This is a genomic window from Streptomyces sp. NPDC006516, assembly GCF_040611875.1.
Taxonomy (GTDB): Bacteria; Actinomycetota; Actinomycetes; order Streptomycetales; family Streptomycetaceae; genus Streptomyces.
This window is the reverse complement of record NZ_JBEXPD010000002.1, coordinates 1,241,391-1,259,307: the sequence shown is the minus strand read 5'-3', so window position 1 is coordinate 1,259,307 and position 17,917 is coordinate 1,241,391. Positions and strand designations below refer to the sequence as shown.

General features: G+C 70.7%; 13 protein-coding genes and 1 pseudogene. 2 read left to right on the top strand and 12 right to left on the bottom strand.

Annotated features, from left to right (window positions below):
* Positions 1-71: 71 nt before the first annotated feature.
* The 7 genes and pseudogenes from ABZY45_RS11860 to ABZY45_RS11830 all read right to left on the bottom strand — a co-directional run bounded on the left by ABZY45_RS11860 (position 72) and on the right by ABZY45_RS11830 (position 8,661).
* Positions 72-1,493 (bottom strand): GH1 family beta-glucosidase, encoded by a 1,422-nt coding sequence (locus ABZY45_RS11860; protein ID WP_356738641.1) that lies wholly within the window; start codon positions 1,491-1,493, stop codon positions 72-74.
* A gap of 52 nt (positions 1,494-1,545) precedes the next feature.
* On the bottom strand, positions 1,546-2,541 hold the full coding sequence (locus tag ABZY45_RS11855) for an ABC transporter ATP-binding protein (protein WP_356738639.1): 996 nt from the start codon (positions 2,539-2,541) through the stop codon (positions 1,546-1,548).
* Between the two features lie 179 nt (positions 2,542-2,720).
* Positions 2,721-3,659, bottom strand: a pseudogene (locus ABZY45_RS11850) (ABC transporter permease); the annotation flags it as partial.
* 5 nt (positions 3,660-3,664) lie between these two features.
* Positions 3,665-4,645 carry an ABC transporter permease gene (locus ABZY45_RS11845; protein WP_356738637.1) on the bottom strand — a complete coding sequence of 327 codons (981 nt, stop codon included), beginning with the start codon at positions 4,643-4,645 and terminating at the stop codon, positions 3,665-3,667.
* A complete protein-coding gene (locus ABZY45_RS11840; protein ID WP_356738635.1) occupies positions 4,642-5,697 on the bottom strand; it encodes an ABC transporter ATP-binding protein in 1,056 nt (351 codons plus the stop codon). The genes ABZY45_RS11845 and ABZY45_RS11840 overlap by 4 nt, the downstream gene beginning before the upstream one ends.
* A 19-nt stretch (positions 5,698-5,716) precedes the next feature.
* Complete coding sequence (locus ABZY45_RS11835; protein WP_356738633.1) at positions 5,717-7,396, bottom strand: ABC transporter substrate-binding protein; 1,680 nt, start codon at positions 7,394-7,396, stop codon at positions 5,717-5,719.
* A 290-nt stretch (positions 7,397-7,686) separates the two neighbouring features.
* On the bottom strand, positions 7,687-8,661 hold the full coding sequence (locus tag ABZY45_RS11830) for a LacI family DNA-binding transcriptional regulator (protein WP_356738631.1): 975 nt from the start codon (positions 8,659-8,661) through the stop codon (positions 7,687-7,689).
* A gap of 292 nt (positions 8,662-8,953) precedes the next feature.
* On the opposite strand from ABZY45_RS11830, the gene ABZY45_RS11825 reads away from it, so the two are divergent.
* Both ABZY45_RS11825 and ABZY45_RS11820 read left to right on the top strand, forming a co-directional pair.
* The gene (locus tag ABZY45_RS11825) at positions 8,954-10,822 is read left to right on the top strand and encodes a ricin-type beta-trefoil lectin domain protein (protein ID WP_356738629.1); all 1,869 of its coding nucleotides are present in this window, start codon (positions 8,954-8,956) and stop codon (positions 10,820-10,822) included.
* A gap of 264 nt (positions 10,823-11,086) precedes the next feature.
* Complete coding sequence (locus ABZY45_RS11820) at positions 11,087-11,779, top strand: hypothetical protein (protein ID WP_356738627.1); 693 nt, start codon at positions 11,087-11,089, stop codon at positions 11,777-11,779.
* A gap of 125 nt (positions 11,780-11,904) precedes the next feature.
* Here the strand turns inward: ABZY45_RS11820 and cimA are convergent, their stop codons facing one another.
* The 5 genes from cimA to ureA all read right to left on the bottom strand — a co-directional run bounded on the left by cimA (position 11,905) and on the right by ureA (position 17,871).
* Positions 11,905-13,512, bottom strand: a complete 1,608-nt coding sequence (gene cimA, locus ABZY45_RS11815) for a citramalate synthase (RefSeq protein WP_356738625.1) — start codon at positions 13,510-13,512, stop codon at positions 11,905-11,907.
* A gap of 278 nt (positions 13,513-13,790) precedes the next feature.
* Positions 13,791-14,471 carry a TetR/AcrR family transcriptional regulator gene (locus tag ABZY45_RS11810; RefSeq protein WP_356738623.1) on the bottom strand — a complete coding sequence of 227 codons (681 nt, stop codon included), beginning with the start codon at positions 14,469-14,471 and terminating at the stop codon, positions 13,791-13,793.
* Between the two features lie 5 nt (positions 14,472-14,476).
* Positions 14,477-15,493 carry an agmatine deiminase family protein gene (locus ABZY45_RS11805; protein WP_356738621.1) on the bottom strand — a complete coding sequence of 339 codons (1,017 nt, stop codon included), beginning with the start codon at positions 15,491-15,493 and terminating at the stop codon, positions 14,477-14,479.
* Positions 15,494-15,502: 9 nt separating this feature from the next.
* Positions 15,503-17,188, bottom strand: a complete 1,686-nt coding sequence (locus tag ABZY45_RS11800) for an urease subunit alpha (protein ID WP_356738619.1) — start codon at positions 17,186-17,188, stop codon at positions 15,503-15,505.
* Complete coding sequence (gene ureA / locus ABZY45_RS11795; protein WP_356738617.1) at positions 17,185-17,871, bottom strand: urease subunit gamma; 687 nt, start codon at positions 17,869-17,871, stop codon at positions 17,185-17,187. Before ureA ends, ABZY45_RS11800 begins: the two co-directional genes overlap by 4 nt.
* Positions 17,872-17,917: the final 46 nt, after the last annotated feature.

The following is a 17,917-nucleotide window of genomic DNA, read 5'->3' as shown; positions in this document are numbered from 1 at the left end:
TCGGCTACTTCTGTTCGACCCGCGCCCAGTCGATCTGCGACGTCGCACGAGAGGGCATGTGGGGGGTGCTCCTAGACGGCTCGGTCGGTGGGGGCGTTCCGGGTGAGGCGGATCGTGTCGCGGTACCACTTGGCGCTGTCCTTGAGCGTCCGCAGCTGCGTGTCGTAGTCGACGCGGACGATGCCGAACCGCTTGTCGTAGCCGTAGGCCCACTCGAAGTTGTCCATGAGCGACCAGGCGAAGTAGCCCCGCACGTCGGCCCCCTGGCGGCGGGCCTCGGACACGGCGGCGATGTGGTCGGCGAGATAGGCGGTGCGGTCGGTGTCGGGCACGGAGCCGTCGGCGGTGACGGTGTCGTCGAAGGCGGCGCCGTTCTCGGTGATCACGGTCGGCAGCGCGTAGTCGCGCTGGAGCCGCAGCAGGAGGTCGGTGAGCTCGGTGGGGGTGATCTCCCAGTCCATGGCGGTACGCGGCAGGTCGCGCTCCACCCCGCGGACGACGGGGAGGCCGTCGGCGTCGGTCGGCGATCCGTCCTCGGTGACCCCGGAGAAGAGAGCGCCGCGGTAGAAGTTGACGCCGAGGATGTCGAGGGGCGTCGCGATGGCGGCCAGGTCGCCGTCCTCGACGGGGAGTTCGATGCCCTGGGCCGCAAGGTCCTCGACGACGTCCTGCGGGTAGCGGCCGTGCACGATCGGGTCGAGGTACAGCCGGGTGCCCATCCCGTCGGCGCGGCGGCAGGCCTCCCGGTCGGCCTCGCTGTCCGTCTCCGGGCTGGCGGTGCCGAGGTTGAGGGTGATGCCGAGTTCGAGCGGGCTGCTGCCTGCCGCCTCGCGCATCTGCCGGGCGGCGAGGCCGTGCCCCAGCAGCAGGTGGTGCACGGCGCTCATGGCGTCGCCCATGTCGGTGCGGCCGGGGGCGTGGGCTCCGTAGGCGTATCCGAGCATCGCCGAGCACCACGGCTCGTTCAGGGTGGTCCAGTGCTCGACACGGTCGCCGAGTGCCTCGTAGGCGAGCATGGCGTACTCCGCGAAGCGCAGGGCGGTGTCGCGGGCCGGCCAGCCGCCGGCGTCCTCCAGCTCCTGCGGCAGGTCCCAGTGGTAGAGGGTGATCCAGGGGGTGATGTCCCTGCCCTGGAGCTCGTCGACCAGCCGCTTGTAGAAGTCGAGGCCCTTGGCGTTGGCGGGACCCCGGCCGCCCGGCTGGATGCGCGGCCAGGCGAGCGAGAAGCGGTAGGTGTCGACGCCGAGACCGGCGATCAGCTCCACGTCCTCGGGCATCCGGTGGTAGTGGTCGCACGCCACGTCACCGTGCTCCGCGTTGTGCACGGCACCCGGGACGCGGCAGAAGGTGTCCCAGATGGAGGCGGTACGGCCGTCCTCCGATGCCGCGCCCTCGATCTGGTACGAGGATGTGGCCACGCCCCAGCGGAAGTCGGCAGGGAGTCCCTGGACGGCGGCGGGCTGCAGGCTGCTGCGGGGCGTGACGAGATTCATGGTTCTCCGTAACTCCGTTTGCGGGATGGGGGTTTTCTTCGGCCGGCCGGGCTCAGGCCGGCCGGGCGTGCAGCCAGCAGGCGACTTCCCGGTCCTGGCCGCCCTCCGGGGCGGTGAGCACCGGGACCCGGTCGTCACACGGTTCGAAGGCCTTGCCGCAGCGGGGGTGGAAGGCGCAGCCGGTGGGCATCGCGGACAGGTGGGGAGGCGATCCCGGGATGCCGGTGAGCTCGCGCCGGGGGCCGTGCAGCGCGGGGAAGGAGTGCAACAGGCCCTCGCTGTACGGGTGGTGCGGGTCGCGGTAGATCTCCGACGCGCCCGCCTGCTCCACGATCCTCCCGCCGTACATGATCGCGATGCGGTCGGAGAACTCGATCAGCAGCGAGATGTCGTGGGTGATGAACACGACGGAGAAGGAGAGGCGCTCCCGCAGCTCGACCAGCTTGCGCAGGATCTGCCGCTGCATCACCACGTCGAGCGCGGTGGTGGGCTCGTCCATGATGACGATCTCGGGTTCCAGGGCCAGCGCCATCGCGATCATCACGCGCTGGCGCATGCCGCCCGAGAGCTGGTGCGGGTAGGCGGCGAGCCGGTCGGCGGAGATGCCGACGAGGTGCAGCAGTTCCTCGGCCCGCGCGGTCCGTTCGGCGGCCCGCATGTCGGGGCGGTGCGCGGTGAGGACGTCGGTGAGCTGGCTGTGGACCGTGTGCACGGGGTTGAGCGAGTTCATCGCCCCCTGGAACACGATGGACAGCTCCTGCCAGCGGAAGGCGCGCAGCTCGTCGGGGCTCAGGGCGAGGATGTCGACGGCTTCGCCACCGGGCCGGTGGTAGTGGACGTCGCCCCCGGTGATCACCCCGGGCGGGGAGAGCAGCCGGGTGACGGCGTACGCCAGAGTGGACTTGCCGGAGCCCGACTCGCCCGCGAGGCCGAGGACTTCGCCGCGGTGCAGGGTGAGGTCGACGTCCCGCAGCGCGCGGACGCCGCTCGTACCGGTGCCGTAGTCGACGTTCAGGCCGCTGATGGTGAGGATCGGCTCGGCGGTCATGCGGTCTGCTCCTTGCTGGACGTACCGGCGGACTCGGAGGCACCGCGCTCGGAGGCACCGGCCTCGGACGTACCGGGCCCAGCAGGCGCTGCGGCGGGCTCGGAGGTACCGGGCTCCGCGGGCGCCGCGGTGCGGGCCACCGGGGTGAAGGCGGGCGCGGGTTCGGCCTGCGCGGCGACGCGGGCGACGGGCGTGAAGCCGACCCGCATCCGCACCTTCCGGGAGGCGCCCGTCGCCGTACGCAGGCGAGGGTTGACGAACTCGTCGATGCCGAAGTTGATGAGCGAGAGGGCCGTGCCGAGCAGGGCGATGCAGAGCCCGGCGGGGACGAACCACCACCAGGCGCCCTGGGCGAGAGCCTGGTTGGACTGGGCCCAGAAGAGCACCGTGCCCCAGTTCCAGTGGGAGATGTCGGCGACGCCGATGAAGGCGAGCGTGATCTCCGAGAGGACGGCGAAGATGACGGTGCCGACGAAACCGGACGCGATGACGGCGGTGAGGTTGGGCATGACCTCGAACAGGATGATCCGCCAGGTCGATTCGCCGGTCGCCCGCGCCGCCTCCACGTAGTCGCGCCGCCTGAGGGACAGGGTCTGGGCGCGCAGGACGCGCGCCCCCCAGGCCCAGGAGGTCAGGGCGATGACGGCCGCGATGAGCAGGTCCCCGGTGTCCTCGACGAAGCTCGCGATGATGATGATCAGCGGCAGACCCGGGATGACGAGGAAGATGTTGGAGAGCATCGAGAGGATCTCGTCGGCGGCTCCGCCGAGGAAGCCCGCGCTGACCCCGATGAGCACGGACAGCACGGTCGCCAGGATGCCGGCGAGGAATCCGACGAGCAGCACACCGCGGGTGCCGACGAGGATCTGCGAGAGGACGTCCTGCCCGGTCTGCGTCGTACCGAACCAGTGGTCGGCGGACGGGGGTTGCAGCAGCTGGTCGCTCATCGCGTCCGGGTCGTACGGGGCGAGCCAGGGACCCGCCACGGCCAGGATCACGAAGAAGGCGAGGATCAGCAGCCCGGTGCGGGTCTTCCCGCCGCGCAGGAAGCGGAACCTGGCCCGGGACGCGGCGGGCGCGGCGTCGGTGACGACTACGTCGGTGCCGGTGACGGCCATATCCGTCAGGCCTCCTTACGGGTGCGCGGGTCGAGGAGGGCGTAGGCCATGTCGGCCAGCAGGTTCGCGGCGAGCACGGAGAGCGTGATGATCAGGAAGACGCCCTGCATCAGCGGGTAGTCCTTGGCTCCGACGGCCTGGAAGAGCTGGTAGCCGATGCCCGGGTAGGAGAAGACCATCTCGACCAGCAGGGTGCCTCCGACGATGAAACCGAGGGAGAGGGCGAAGCCCGAGATGTTGGGCAGGACGGCGTTGCGGGCGGCGTAGGAGAACATCACGCGCCGCTCGGACAGCCCCTTGGCCTGCGCCACCATGACGTAGTCCTCGGACGAGACGGTCACCATCATGTTGCGCATGCCGAGGATCCAGCCGGCGATGGCGCTCAGCACGATCGTCACGCCGGGGAGCACCCCGTGGTACAGCGCGCTGGAGATGAACGGCCAGTCGAAGGCCGGTACCAGCGAGTTGTCGTAGCCTCCGGCGGCCGGGAAGATCTGCCACTTCACCGCGAACAGCGCGATGGCGATGAGGCCGAGCCAGAAGTACGGGATGGCCGAGATGAAGGTGGTCACGGGCAGCAGCCCGTCCAGCCAGGAGCCGCGCCGCCACCCGCTGTAGACGCCGATGCCGGTGCCGAGCAGGAAGCTGATCATGGTGGTGATGCCGACCAGCGCCAGCGTCCAGGGAAGAGACTGGGAGATCACCTCGCCGACCGGGGTCGGGAAGAAGGTGAAGGACAGGCCCAGGTCGCCGTCGAGCAGGTGGGACCAGTAATCGGTGTACTGCGCCCAGATCGACTTGTCCTCGTCGAGCCCGAACAGGGCCTTCAGGGAGGCGATGGCGCTGGTGTCGAGCTGCCCCTGGTAGCGGCTCATCAGAGCCTCGACGGGGTCGCCCGGCATCAGGCGCGGGATCAGGAAGTTGATGGTGATGGCGGCCCACGCGGTGACCGCGTAGAAGGCGAACCGCTGGAGGATGTACTTCACTTCGCTGCTCCCTCGGCGGTCGTGCCGTCGTACAGCCAGCAGGCGGCCCACTGGCCGTCCGCCAGGTCGAAGCGCGGCGGCAGTTCGGTGCGGCAGCGCTCCATGGCCTTCGGGCAGCGAGGGTGGAAGCGGCAGCCGTCCGGCGGGGCGATCAGTGAGGGCGGCTCGCCGCTTCCGGTCTCCTCCTGCGCCTCCTGGTCCGCCACCCGGTCGGGGTCGGGCGCGGAGGCGATCAGCAGCTGGGTGTACGGATGGGCGGGGCGCTGGGTGACGGTCTCGCTGTCACCGCCCTCGACGATCCGGCCGGCGTACATCACCAGGGTCGTGTCGGCGAAGTAGCGCGCGGAGGCGATGTCGTGGGTGATGTAGAGGATCGCCAGGCGCAGCCGCTCCTTGAGGTCACGCAGCAGGTTGAGGACGCCGAGCCGGATCGACACGTCGAGCATCGACACCGGCTCGTCGGCCAGCAGGACCTGCGGGTCGGCGCCGAGCGCGCGCGCGATCGCGACGCGCTGGCGCTGCCCGCCCGACAGCTCGTGCGGGAACTTGTCCAGGTACTGATGAGGAGGAGTCAGCTGGACGCGTTCCAGGAGGGCCGCCAGGTTCGTCTCCAGCTCCGCCTCCCCGCTCCCCGCCCGGCCGTGGATCTTGAGGGACCGGGTCAGGTGGTAGCGCACGGTGTGCACCGGGTTGAGCGAGGCGAAGGGGTCCTGGAAGATCAGCTGGACTTGTTTGACGTAGGTGCGGAAGGACCGGCCACGCCCGGCCTTCACCGCCGTGCCGCCCAGGTGTATCTCCCCGGAGGTGAGCGGGTACAGCTGGGCGAGCAGCCGTGCGACGGTGGACTTTCCGGAGCCCGACTCCCCCACCAGCGCCGTGACGGTGCCGCGCCGGAGCTTCAGCGAGACGTCGTCCACGGCGTGGACGGTGCGGCGTCTGCGGGCGACGAGGTCGCCTGCGGTGCGCCGTACGGGGAAGTGCTTGGTGACTCCGCGTGCTTCGAGCACCACGTCGTCCGTGGTGCGCACGTCTGCGGACTGTTCGGTGGTCATGGCCGGTTCTTCCCCGTACTTACTTGGCGGGCTTCAGGTTCAGCACGACTTCCAGCGCGTCCTGCTGGGTGTGCTGCGGTGCTGCGTACGGGTCCTTCTCGGTGGGCCAGCCCACCCAGTTCTTCGTGGAGTACTCGGCACCGATGGGGGCGGCGGCCGTCGGGATGACGGGGGCCTGCTCGACCATGATCTTCTGGAGCGTGTTCATGGCCTTGGTACGCGTGGGGTCGTCGGTGGCGTTGGCGTACTCCTTCAGCGCGGCGGTGGCCTCGGGGCTCTTGAAGCGGCCGAAGTTGCCGAGCTGGGCGCTCTTGCCGATGGGCTGGAGGATCGCGCCGTCCATGATGTTCTGGTACATGTCGTACGGCGTGGCACCGCTGTTGGTCCAGTGCAGGGTGGCGTCGAAGTTGCCGGTGCCGACGTCGTTGCCCCAGGCCTCGGCGGTCTGCGTCTTGACCTTGGCCTCGATGCCGAGCTGCTTGATGTTGTCCTTGATGATGGACAGCCCGGTGATGTAGTCGTTCCAGCCGGCCGGGTCGGTGAAGGTGAGCTCGACGGGCTTGCCGCTCGGGTCCTTCAGGACGCCGCCGCTGAGCTTGAACCCGGCCTCGTCGAGGACCTTCTTGGCGCCGGCCACGTCGGGCGCCGTGGTGGCGTTCTTGTACTCCGGGGCGAGGAAGGGCTCACCGGCGGGCAGCGGGATGCCGGTCGGGTTGCTGATCTCCGGGTAGAGGGTCGCCTGGGCCTGCACGTGGATCGCCTTGCGGTCGATGACCATGGCCATGGCCTTGCGCAGGGCCGGGTTGTCGAACGGCTTGCGGGCCGTGTTGAACCACAGGCCGTGGATGCCGAGCCCCGAGGGGAACCACAGCTTGTGGTTCTTCGGGTCCTTGGCGATGTACAGCTGCTTGTAGTTCGGCATGAAGACGAACGACCACTCGAGCTTGCCGTTCGCCAGGGCCGTGGTCGCGGCGCTGTTGTCGTTGTACGTGCTGTAGCGCAGCTCCTTGACCTTCGTCTCGCCCTTCCAGTAGGTGGGCGTGGCGGTCAGGGTGGTGGTCTGCGGGGTGAAGCTCTTCAGCTTGTACGGGCCCGAGCCGACCGGGGTGCGGTTGGGCCAGGTCTCGGGGTTCTCGACCTTCTCCCAGATGTGCTTGGGCACGACGTAGGTCGAGATGATCTTGTTCTGGTTGACGAACTGGGAGTCCTTGAAGGTCAGGACGACCTTCTCCCCGTCGACGGTGACGCCGTCGTACGGGATGCCGTTGCCGTTGAGCGCCGGGTGCTTCTTCAGCAGTTCGAAGGTGAAGGCGACGTCGGCGGCGGTCAGCGGCTTCCCGTCGGCCCACTTGGCCCGCTTGTCGAGGGTGAAGGTGAGCTTGGTGAAGTTGGACTCCCAGTCCCACGCGGTCGCGAGCCAGGGGTCCGCCTTGTCGGTGGGGCGGATCTGGTTGGTCATCGCCAGCGGCTCGTAGATCATGTAGCGGTAGCCGAGGGTGGCGCTCGCCGAGGTCGCGAGGAACGGGTTGCTGTTGTTCGTCTGCGGCCCGTCCGGCTTGCCGAGGGTCAGCACGCCCGTGGCGCCCGCACCTCCCCCCTTGTTGGCACCCGAGTTGGCGGACGAACAGCCTGCGGCGAGCGCGACCACGGCGGTGGCGACTGAGAGCGCTCTCAGAGTGTGACGGCGGCGTACGGACATGACGACTCCAGGAGGACTGCGGGTCTGGGAGATCCGGCGGTGTGGACAGCGCTCTGCGCGCCAGGTGCGGGTGCGTGTGACGGCGGTTGCGGGTGCGTCTACGGCGGTGGATGCCTGACGCGGGTGCGTGTACGGCGGTCGCGGATGCCTGACGCGGGTGCGGGCGTTCGGTGCGGGGGCGTGTGGGGCGGTGACGCGGACGCGGGGCCTGCGGGGCGGTTGCGCGGGGATCGGTGCGGTGCCTGTGGGCGGGTCGGGGATACGGACGGGAGGCCTCGCGGCCGGACCCGTTACGGCGCCGAGCGGCGCACGACCAGTTCGGTGGGCAGCACGACCGGTCCGTCCGGTACGGCGGTGCCGCCGAGGTGGGAGAGCAGCAGGCGGGCCGCCGCCTCGCCCATCTGCCGGGTGGGCTGATGCACGGTGGTCAGCGGCGGTTCTGTGTGTTCGGCCATCGGGATGTCGTCGAAGCCGACCACCGCGATGTCGTCGGGTACACGGCGGCCGGCGGCTCGCAGGGCCCGCAGGACACCGGCCGCGCTGATGTCGTTGTGCGCGAAGACGGAGTCGAACTCGTTTCCCAATGCGAGGAGTTGCTCGACGGCGAGCCGGCCCCCGCGTTCGGTGAAGTCTCCGTCCACGACCAGATCGGTGGGCAGGACGGAAAGGAATCCAGCGAGCCGGTCGCGTACGCAGCCGAAGTGCTTCGGCCCCGTGACGACCAGGGGTCTCGTGCGCCCCGCATCCCGCAGGTGGCGGGCGGCACAGGCACCTCCCTCGTGATTGGTGGTCACGACGGAGGGGAATTCCGGGTGGTGGCCCCTGTCGTCGATCAGGACGATCGGCAGACCGGACCGGTGCAGCGCGGTGAGCTGGTCGAGGGTGTTCTCCGGTTCGACGACGACGAGACCGTCGAAGGCGCGCGCCGACACCTGGGTGGTGAAGCGCTCGACGGACTCGGCACCCCGGTTGCAGGTGAAGAGCAGCAGCCCGTAGTCGGCGGCCTCGACGGTGTCGACGACCCCCTGGAGCACCTCGCCCATCCACGGCCAGGTCAGCGAGGGCACCAGCATCCCGACCGTGCGGCTGCTGCCACGGGCCAGTCCGACGGCGCCCGAGCTGGGCACGTAACCGAGGTCTGCGATCACTTCACGAACACGGGCGGCTGTGGAACCGTCCACTTCACCCTTGAGGTTGATGACCCGCGACACGGTCGTCTTGCTGACGCCGGCCTCACGGGCGACATCGGCGATGGTGACACGCATCGGGGCCTCCAGGGGCAAGGCAGGACAGGGTGGTTCGCAGGGCTTCGGTACCGGTTCCGCAACCGGTACCGGAACCGGTACCGGCGTTGCGGCTGGAGTTAACCCCGCTGGAACAGAGGCGTCAATACTTCACACCGAGATTGGTCCGTACCCATACCGAAAGGAGATCAGGCAGAGCCTGTGTTCACTTCTTGAAGGAACGAACCTATTGACGCGGACACGTAACACGCAGTTCACTCACGCTCGTTCGACGGCACCTCCCCCACGCCCCTGCCGAGAAAGGCAGCAGCCCATGATTCGGACCAGCAGAACGGCGAGAGCCCTCGTCGCGACGGCGCTCGCCACGGCGGGCCTCGCCGGGCTCTCCTCCGGTACCGCCCAGGCCGCCGGCGAGACCGTGAACATCGTGCTGACCACCACGGACGACGCGGGCGGGCGCCATGTCACGCGTGGCCTCCAGGCCCAGACCCCGGTCTCCTTCGTCGCCGGCAACGGGGGTTCGGGCACCGCGATCACCGTCGACGAGAACACCCGCTACCAGACCTTCACCGGCGGCGGGGCCTCGTTCACCGACACGGCCGCCTGGCTGATGAAGGGCAGCGGGGCGCTCAGCCAGGCCACCCGCGACCAGACGATGAAGAAGCTCTTCTCCCCCACGGAGGGCATCGGGCTGTCGTTCGTCCGCAATCCGATGGGCGGGTCCGACCTGGCGCGGTTCGGCTACACCTACGACGACATGCCGGCCGGCCAGACGGATCCGACGCTCGCCAACTTCTCGATCGCACACGATCTTCAGGACGTGCTGCCGCTCACGAAGCAGGCCAAGCAGCTCAACCCCGCGCTGACGACGGTCGCCTCACCGTGGACGGCGCCGGCCTGGATGAAGGACAGCGGGCAGCTCAACGGCGGCTGGCTGAAGGCCGAGCACTACGGGACGTACGCCGACTACTTCGTGAAGTACCTCCAGGCCTGGAGGGACCAGGGCGTCCCGGTCGACTACGTCACCGCGCAGAACGAGCCCACCTGCTGCTCCGGCTACCCCTCGATGAGCTGGAACGGCTCCGGCCTCGCCTACTTCACCAAGAGCGAGCTGCTGCCCGGTCTCCAGTCGGCCGGGCTGGCCACCAAGGTGCTGGCGCACGACTGGAACTGGGACACCTACGACGCGTACGCCGCCCAGACGGTCGACGACGCCGCGGTGCGCAGCCACCCGAACTTCGGCGGGGTCGCCTGGCACGGCTACGGGGGCGACGTCGCGAAGCAGACCGCCGTGCACGACCGGTACCCGCAGGTGGACGCCTTCCAGACGGAGCACTCCGGCGGTACCTGGATCGCCGACCAGCAGCGCGAGGACATGCTCAACATCATCGACTACACCCGTAACTGGGCGAAGTCGGTGACCAAGTGGTCGCTGGCCGTCGACCAGAACCGGGGCCCGCACAACGGCGGCTGCGGCACCTGCGACGGGCTGGTCACCGTGCACAACGGGGACAGCAGGCACGGCCAGGTGGACTACACGGTGGAGTACTACACGATGGGCCACCTGACGAAGTACGTCCGGCCCGGCGCGTCCCGGATCGCCTCCACCGCCAGCTCGGCCGTGCCCAACGTCGCCTGGCGCAACCCTGACGGTTCGAAGGCCCTGATCGCCTACAACGGCGGTACGTCGGCCCAGCAGGTCACCGTCAACTGGGGCGGCCAGAAGTTCGCCTACTCCCTGCCCGGCCGCACCTCGGCGACCTTCACCTGGTCGGGCACCCAGTCGGGCTCCTCGGGCAGCAGCGGCGCGTTCACCGGCATCGGCGGCAAGTGCCTGGACGCCACGGGCAACACCGCGGCCGACGGCACCCCCGTCCAGATCTGGGACTGCACCGGCGCGGGCAACCAGAGGTGGACGGTCGGCGCGGACGGCTCCGTCAAGGTGCTGGGCGCCTGTCTCGACGTCACCTCGGGCTCGACGGCCGACGGAGCAAAGGTCCAGCTGTACACATGCAACGGCTCCGGCGCACAGCGCTGGACGTACAACGCGTCGACCGGGGACGTGGTCAACACGGCGGCGGACAAGTGCCTCGACGTGACCGGGCAGTCCTCGGCGAACGGCGCCCGGTTGCAGATCTGGACCTGCACCGGCACCGCCAACCAGAAGTGGCGTCTCCAGTAGCGGCCCGGACGGGCGGCGGCCGGGCCGGGGTCTCCCCGCCCGGCCGCCGCCGCGTGCTGTGCCGCCGCCGCGTGCTGTGCCGCCGCCGCGCGCTGTGCCGGGTGCCCGGCCGCCGCCGCGCGGGGCGGACGGGCCGGACCTAGACTGGGAGCACCGGCACCCGGCTCAACGCGGCGCCGAGCGAGGCCGGTTGGGGCCGGTGCCCGCGAGGGCCGGTGAGCGTGCCGGGGGTGAGCCCATCGGGGGCGGAGGACGGAGGCAGCCATGCCGCGGACCAATCCCCATCTCGACGGCGGGAGCGAGAACGCCTTCGGCCCGTCGCACGAGGCGCGTGGCTGGCAGGCGGGTTACGACGCGGGGATCGGCTCCCCCGACGGTGTGCCCGCGACCCCTCTGGTCCGCGTCGGCGGCTTCATGGACGCGTTCGCCGAGGGCGCCGTGGCGGGCAACGCCGACGGCGGGACGGAGGGCTGGCGGCTGTGGGCCGTACGGGAGGAGGGCCCCGGCGCCCTGACCCGTCCGCCGGGCACGGAACCCGTGAGCAGCGGCGAGACCGGGGACCCCGCCACGGACTTCCCGCTCGCGTGGCGGAGCGTGGGGCCGTTGCCGCTGCTGCCGATGCTGACGCACAGCGCGCCCGAGGCGCACGCCGCGTGGACCACCCAGCTCGCGGGCCTGGCGCTGAGGCGGGCTCTCGCCGCGCTTGGCGGTCCCGAGGTGCTCTACCTGCCGGTCTGCCTCCAGCCCGAGCACGCACTCACCGGTGACTCCGTGCTCGACGCGGGCTACTGGCACGGCGCGGTGTCCGGCTCCTTCGACACCGCGGGCCGGGAGGCCGCCGAGCACGCGCTGGTGCGCGTCCCTCACTTCCCAGGGCTGGTCCGCTACCGTCCCGCCGACGACCACAACTTCTGGGAGTGGCTCCCGCTGGCACAAGGGGATCTGACGCTGCCGTGAGGGACACGGCCGCTCATGCTCTCCGCGCTCCCCGTGAGGGGTGCCGGGAGGCATGAGCGGCCGGGTGCGCTCCTGGGGTTTCTGTCCGGATCAGGCGGCGGCCCGGCGTGATCCCGACGCGCGTCCTAGTCCGTGGGCTCCACACCGGCCCGCAGCAGACCGAAGGTGTACGCGTCCTCCAGGGCCTGCCAGGACGCGGCGATGACGTTCTCGGCCACGCCGACCGTGGCCCAGTCACCCGATCCGTCGCCGGTGGTGATCAGCACCCGGGTGGTGGACTCGGTGCCGGTGCGGCCCTCCAGGATGCGGACCTTGTAGTCGATCAGCTCCAACTTGGCGAGCTGCGGATAGATCCGCTCCAGGCCCACCCGCAGGGCCCGGTCCAGGGCGTTGACAGGGCCGTTGCCCTCGGCCGTGGCGACGATCCGTTCGCCCTTGGCCCACAGCTTCACGGTCGCTTCGTTGGCGTGGGTGCCGTCGGGGCGGTCCTCGACGATCGCCCGCCAGGACTCCACTCGGAAGTAGCGGCGGGGCCTGCCGTCGACCTCGGCGCGCAGCAGCAGCTCGAAGGAGGCGTCGGCCGCCTCGTAGGTGTAGCCCTTGAGCTCGCGCTCCTTGACGCGCTCCACGACCCGGCCGACCAGGGCCCGGTCGTCCCCGAGGTCGATGCCGAGCTCCTTGCCCTTGAGCTCGATGGAGGCACGGCCGGCCATGTCGGACACGAGCATCCGCATGGTGTTGCCGACGAGTTCGGGGTCGATGTGCTGGTACAGGTCCGGATCGACCTTGATCGCGGAGGCGTGCAGTCCGGCCTTGTGCGCGAAGGCGGAGACCCCCACGTAGGGCTGATGGGTGGAGGGCGTGAGGTTGACGACCTCGGCGATGGCGTGGGAGATCCGGGTGGTCTCGGCGAGCGCGCCCTCGGGGAGGACGGTCTTGCCGTACTTGAGCTCCAGGGCGGCGACGACGGGGAAGAGGTTGGCGTTGCCGACCCGCTCGCCGTAGCCGTTGGCGGTGCATTGCACGTGCGTGGCACCGGCGTCCACGGCGGCCAGGGTGTTGGCGACGGCACAGCCGGTGTCGTCCTGGGCGTGGATGCCGAGCCGGGCGCCGGTGTCGGCGAGGACGGTGGAGACGACGGCCTGGATCTGGGCCGGGAGCATGCCTCCGTTGGTGTCGCAGAGGATGACCACGTCGGCGCCGGCCTCGTGGGCGGTGCGTACGACCTGCTTGGCGTACTCGGCGTCGGCGCGGTAGCCGTCGAAGAAGTGCTCGCAGTCGACGAAGACCCGGCGGCCCTGCTCCCGGAGGTGGGAGACGGTGTCGCGGACCATCTCCAGGTTCTCCTCCAGCGTGGTGCGCAGCGCGAGTTCCACATGGCGGTCGTGGGACTTGGCGACCAGCGTGATCACCGGTGCGCCGGAGTCGAGCAGCGCCTGGACCTGCGGGTCCTCGGCGGCCTTGCCCCCCGCCCTGCGGGTGGCCCCGAAGGCGACGAGCTGGGCGTGCCGGAAGTCGATCTCCTGGCGGGCACGGGCGAAGAACTCGGTGTCGCGGGGATTGGCTCCCGGCCAGCCGCCCTCGATGAAGCCCACACCGAAGTCGTCCAGATGCCGTGCAATGGTCAGCTTGTCCGCGACCGTCAGGTTGATGCCTTCACGCTGCGCTCCGTCGCGCAGCGTGGTGTCGAAGACATGGAACGTGTCGTCGGGGGCCGAGGCCTTGGTGGTCATACTGATCTGACTCCTGTCGGGTGAGCGGATCCGGACGAATCGGCTCCACTTGCCCCCATCATCTCGCGTGCCTCGCACCGGCCGTGGTGTGGGCCGGAAAACGAAAAAACCCCTCGCGGGTGCGAGAGGTCTGCGCGCGGGTCTGGGGCACGATGTCCGTGCCGTACGTGGTGGTACGGGACGGTCACTGCGGACCGGCGCGCCTGCTGCCGATAATCATGGCGAACGAGGACACGGCAGCAGTCTGGCACAGCGACACTCCCGGGTCTCGGGGCGTCTCAGGATGCGGGCGTGACGTCCGTCGCACCGCCGGACGCGGGCCCAGGGGCGGCGTCCGCACCGCCGCCGGAGGCGGGCCCCGTCATCAGCGTCTCGTCCACGTACCGGCGCACCTCGTCCAGGACCTGGTCCCGCCCGGTCCCGGGGATGCCGACGGTGACGTGGACGCTGAACCCGTCGAGCAGGGCGCGGAGCCGGGTCGCGGCCCGGCCGGTGTCGACGGCACGGAACTCCCCGCACGCGATCCCGTCGGCCAGCAGTTCCACGAGATCCCGGTGCCAGGCGTCCTCGATGGCGGCCTGCCGCGCGCGGGCGTCGTCGTCGGCGTCCTGCGAGCGGTTCCAGACCTCCAGCCAGAGCGTCCAGTGCGGGTCGCGGTGGCCCTCGGGGACGTACAGCGCGATGTAGGCGTCGAGCCGTTCGCGCGCGCCGCCCGGGGCGGTGAGCAGGGCCCGGCGCTCGGTGCCGAGGCGCGCCTCGCTCCACTCCAGGGTCTGGAGCAGCAGTTCGTCCTTGGTGCGGAAGTAGTAGAGGAGATGACCGCTGCTCATGTGGACCTCGCGGCCGAGCCCCGCCATGGTGAGCCCGTCGAGTCCGCGCTCGGCGACGGTGGTCATGACGGCGGCGAGCACGTCCTCCCGGGGCGGGGCGATGTTGCGGCGGCGCGGGGTACCGGTCACGGGTTTCAGATCCTGGGCTGTTGCTGCGTGATGCAGTGGATGCCTCCACCACCGGCAAAGATCGTACGGGCGTCGACGCGTGTCACCGTACGGTCCGGGAACAGGTCGGCGAAGACGGCCGCCGCCTCTTCGTCCCTGGGGTCGTCGAAGGCGCAGAGGATCACGCCGTCGTTGCAGAGGTAGTGGTTGATGTACGAGTAGTCGTTCCACTCCCCGTCGGCGTCCCGCAGCACCGTGGGGGCGGGGATCTCCACCACCTCCAGAGGGCGGCCCCGCGCGTCGGTGGCGGCGCGCAGGACGCGGACCGTCTCCCGGGTGACCTCGTGGTCAGGGTGCGAGGGGTCGGGCTGGACGTGGGCGACCACGACGCCCGGGCGGGCGAAGGCGGCGACGATGTCCACATGGCCGAGAGTGCCGTACGTGCCGTAGTCCCCCGTCAGGCCACGCGGCAGCCAGAGGGCCTTCTCGGTGCCGAGCCGGGCGTGGATCTCCTCCTCCACGGCCCGCCGCGTCCAGCCGGGGTTGCGTTCCGCGCCCAGCTGGACCGTCTCGGTGAGCAGCACGGTGCCCTCGCCGTCGACGTGGATCGCGCCGCCCTCGTTGACCAGCGGCGAGCTGTGGACGGGGACCCCGGCCAGCTCGGCGACACCGCGCGCGATGTGCCGGTCGTGCTCCCAGCGCGCCCAGCCCTGCGCCCCCCAACCGTTGAACGTCCAGTCCACCGCCGCGAGCCGACGGCCGTCGGTGACGAACGTGGGGCCGATGTCACGCATCCAGGCGTCGTCGAGAGGACGCGTGGCGATCTCGATGTCCGGGCCGAGCAGCTCACGCGCGCCGTCCTCCTGCCCCGGCCCCACGATCACCGTGACCGGTTCGAAGCGGCGCACAGCGCGGGCGACCGCGGCCCAGGCACGACGGGCCTCGTCCAGCTCCGCGGCGGTGGCGAAGGTGGGGTTGGGGCCGGGCCAGGCCATCCAGGTGCGCTCGTGCGGGGCCCACTCGGGCGGCATACGGAAGGTCATGGCGGGTTCCTAGAGGAAGTAGAGGCGGTTGAGGGCGACGGAGTCGGCGGCCGGTGAACGCAGGGGCTCCCCGTCCAGGGTGACCAGCCCGGTCTCGCCGTCGACACCGACCTGCCCGGTACGGGAGTTGAGGCGCAGGTCGGCGGGTCCGATGCCACGCGTGCCCCGGACGGCGACGCGGCGACGGCGGGTGGGCATCAGGTCGGCGCCGAGCTGGGTGGCGGCCTCCGCGACGAAGGCGACGGAGAGATCTGCGGCGGTGGCCCCGTACGCACCGAACTGCGGTCCCAGGACCAGGGGTTCGCAGGTGTCCGTGGCGGCGTTGGGGTCGCCGGTGACGCCGTAGGCGGGAAAGCCGGACTTCAGGACCAGCTGGGGCTTCGCGCCGAAGAACTCCGGGCGCCACAGGACGATGTCGGCGAGCTTGCCCGTCTCGACGGAGCCGATCTCGTGGGAGAGCCCGTGGGCGATGGCGGGGTTGATGGTGAGCTTGGCGATGTAGCGCAGCACGCGGGCGTTGTCGTCGGCCGGGCCGTCACCCTCCATGGGGCCGAGCTCCGCCTTCATCTTCGCCGCCATGGCGAAGGTGCGGCGCACGGTCTCCCCGGCCCGCCCCATGCCCTGGGCGTCGGACGAGGTGATCCCGATGGCCCCGAGGTCGTGCAGCACGTCCTCCGCCCCCATCGTCCCCGCCCTGATCCGGTCCCGCGCCATGGCGGCGTCGCCGGGGAGGTCGGTCTTGAGGTCGTGGACGGAGACGATCATCCCGTAGTGCTCGGCGACCGCGTCGCGGCCGAAGGGGAGCGTCGGGTTCGTGGAGGAGCCGATGACGTTCGGGACCCCCGCCATCTTCAGGACGTTGGGGACGTGCCCGCCACCGCAGCCCTCGATGTGGAACGCGTGGATCGTGCGGCCTTCGAGCACGCTCAGGGTGTCCTCGACGGACAGGCACTCGTTCAGCCCGTCGCTGTGCAGGGCGACCTGGACGTCGTACTCCTCGGCGACCCTCAGCGCGGTGTCCAGGGCGCGGGTGTGCGCGCCCATGTCCTCGTGGACCTTGAAGCCGCAGGCCCCGCCCTCGGCGAGGGCCTCGACGAGCGGCGCCTGGTGGGAGGAGGAACCTCGGCCGAGGAAGCCGATGTTGACCGGCCAGGCGTCGAAGGCGTTGAACGCGTGCCGCAGGGCCCACGGCGAGTTGACGCCGACGCCCCACACCGGGCCGAACTCCTGGCCGATGATCGTGGTGACGCCGGAGGCCAGCGAGGCCTCCATGATGCGCGGGGAGAGCAGGTGGACGTGCGGGTCCACGGCTCCGGCCGTCGCGATCAGGCCCTCGCCGGAGACGATCGTCGTGCCGGTACCGACGACCACGTCGACCCCGTCCAGGGTGTCCGGGTTGCCGGCCCGTCCGATCGCGCTGATGCGGCCCTCGCGGATGCCGACCGAGACCTTGCGGATGCCCAGCACGGCGTCGATGACCAGGACGTTGCTGATGACGACGTCACAGGTCTCCCGGACGGCGGCGGCCTTGAGGTGCAGACCGTCGCGGGCTGTCTTGCCGAAACCGGCGAGGAACTCGTCCCCCGGCTTCTGGGAGTCGGACTCCACCCGTACGGTCAGCCCGGAGTCGCCGAGCCTGACCCGGTCCCCGGCGCGCGGACCGTGCACGGACGCGTATGCGTACGGATCCGTCATTCGCCCTCCTCCGCTCCGAGGTAACCGCAGGCCGCCGCTCTGCGCAGGGCCTCCTCCTTGGCTCCCGGGGCGTCCAGCGGGCCGTCGACGAGCCCGGCGAAGCCGATCGCGACCCGGTCGCCGCCGATGGGGACGAGCGCGGCACGCACGGACTCCCCCGGGCCGAAGCGGACGGAGGAGCCGGCGGCCACGCTCAGCCGCATCCCGTACGCCGCTGCGCGGTCGAAGTGGAGCCGGGGGTTGGCCTCGAAGAAGTGGAAGTGGCTGGTCACGCTGACCGGGACGGCCGCGGTGTTGCGGACGGTGAGCCGTACCGACGGCTCGGGCTCGGGGGCCCCGGGGCCCGGGAGGAGCGCGCCGGGGGCGTCGGCTCCGAGCGAGCCGTCGAGGGGGTTGCTGACGACCGCGAGCCGGGAGCCGTCGTCGAAGACGGCCTCCACCTGGACCTCGGTGACCACGTCGGCCACACCGGGCAGCACGTCGTCGGGCCCCAGGACGGCGCGGGCGGCCTCGATCGCCTCGGCGAGTCTGCGCCCGTCCCTGGCCGCCTCGCAGACGGTGTCGGCGATCAGGGCCGTCGCCTCGGGCACGTTGAGCCGCAGGCCACGGGCGCGCCGGGCCCTGGCCAGCTCGGCTGCGCCGAAGAGCAGCAGCCGGTCGCGTTCGGTCGGGGTCAGTCGCACGTCACCGCACCTCCTGGTTTTGAGCAGCACTCTAACCAGTTTTGAG

Excerpts from the sequence above, each read along its gene's own strand:
- ABZY45_RS11830 (WP_356738631.1), bottom strand. The coding sequence starts at position 8,661 with ATGCGTGTCACCATCGCCGATGTCGCCCGTGAGGCCGGCGTCAGCAAG.
- ABZY45_RS11835 (WP_356738633.1), bottom strand. The coding sequence starts at position 7,396 with ATGTCCGTACGCCGCCGTCACACTCTGAGAGCGCTCTCAGTCGCCACC.
- ABZY45_RS11820 (WP_356738627.1), top strand. The coding sequence starts at position 11,087 with ATGCCGCGGACCAATCCCCATCTCGACGGCGGGAGCGAGAACGCCTTC.
- ABZY45_RS11840 (WP_356738635.1), bottom strand. The coding sequence starts at position 5,697 with ATGACCACCGAACAGTCCGCAGACGTGCGCACCACGGACGACGTGGTG.
- ABZY45_RS11825 (WP_356738629.1), top strand. The coding sequence starts at position 8,954 with ATGATTCGGACCAGCAGAACGGCGAGAGCCCTCGTCGCGACGGCGCTC.
- ABZY45_RS11860 (WP_356738641.1), bottom strand. The coding sequence starts at position 1,493 with ATGAATCTCGTCACGCCCCGCAGCAGCCTGCAGCCCGCCGCCGTCCAG.
- ABZY45_RS11855 (WP_356738639.1), bottom strand. The coding sequence starts at position 2,541 with ATGACCGCCGAGCCGATCCTCACCATCAGCGGCCTGAACGTCGACTAC.
- ABZY45_RS11800 (WP_356738619.1), bottom strand. The coding sequence starts at position 17,188 with ATGACGGATCCGTACGCATACGCGTCCGTGCACGGTCCGCGCGCCGGG.
- ABZY45_RS11805 (WP_356738621.1), bottom strand. The coding sequence starts at position 15,493 with ATGACCTTCCGTATGCCGCCCGAGTGGGCCCCGCACGAGCGCACCTGG.
- cimA (WP_356738625.1), bottom strand. The coding sequence starts at position 13,512 with ATGACCACCAAGGCCTCGGCCCCCGACGACACGTTCCATGTCTTCGAC.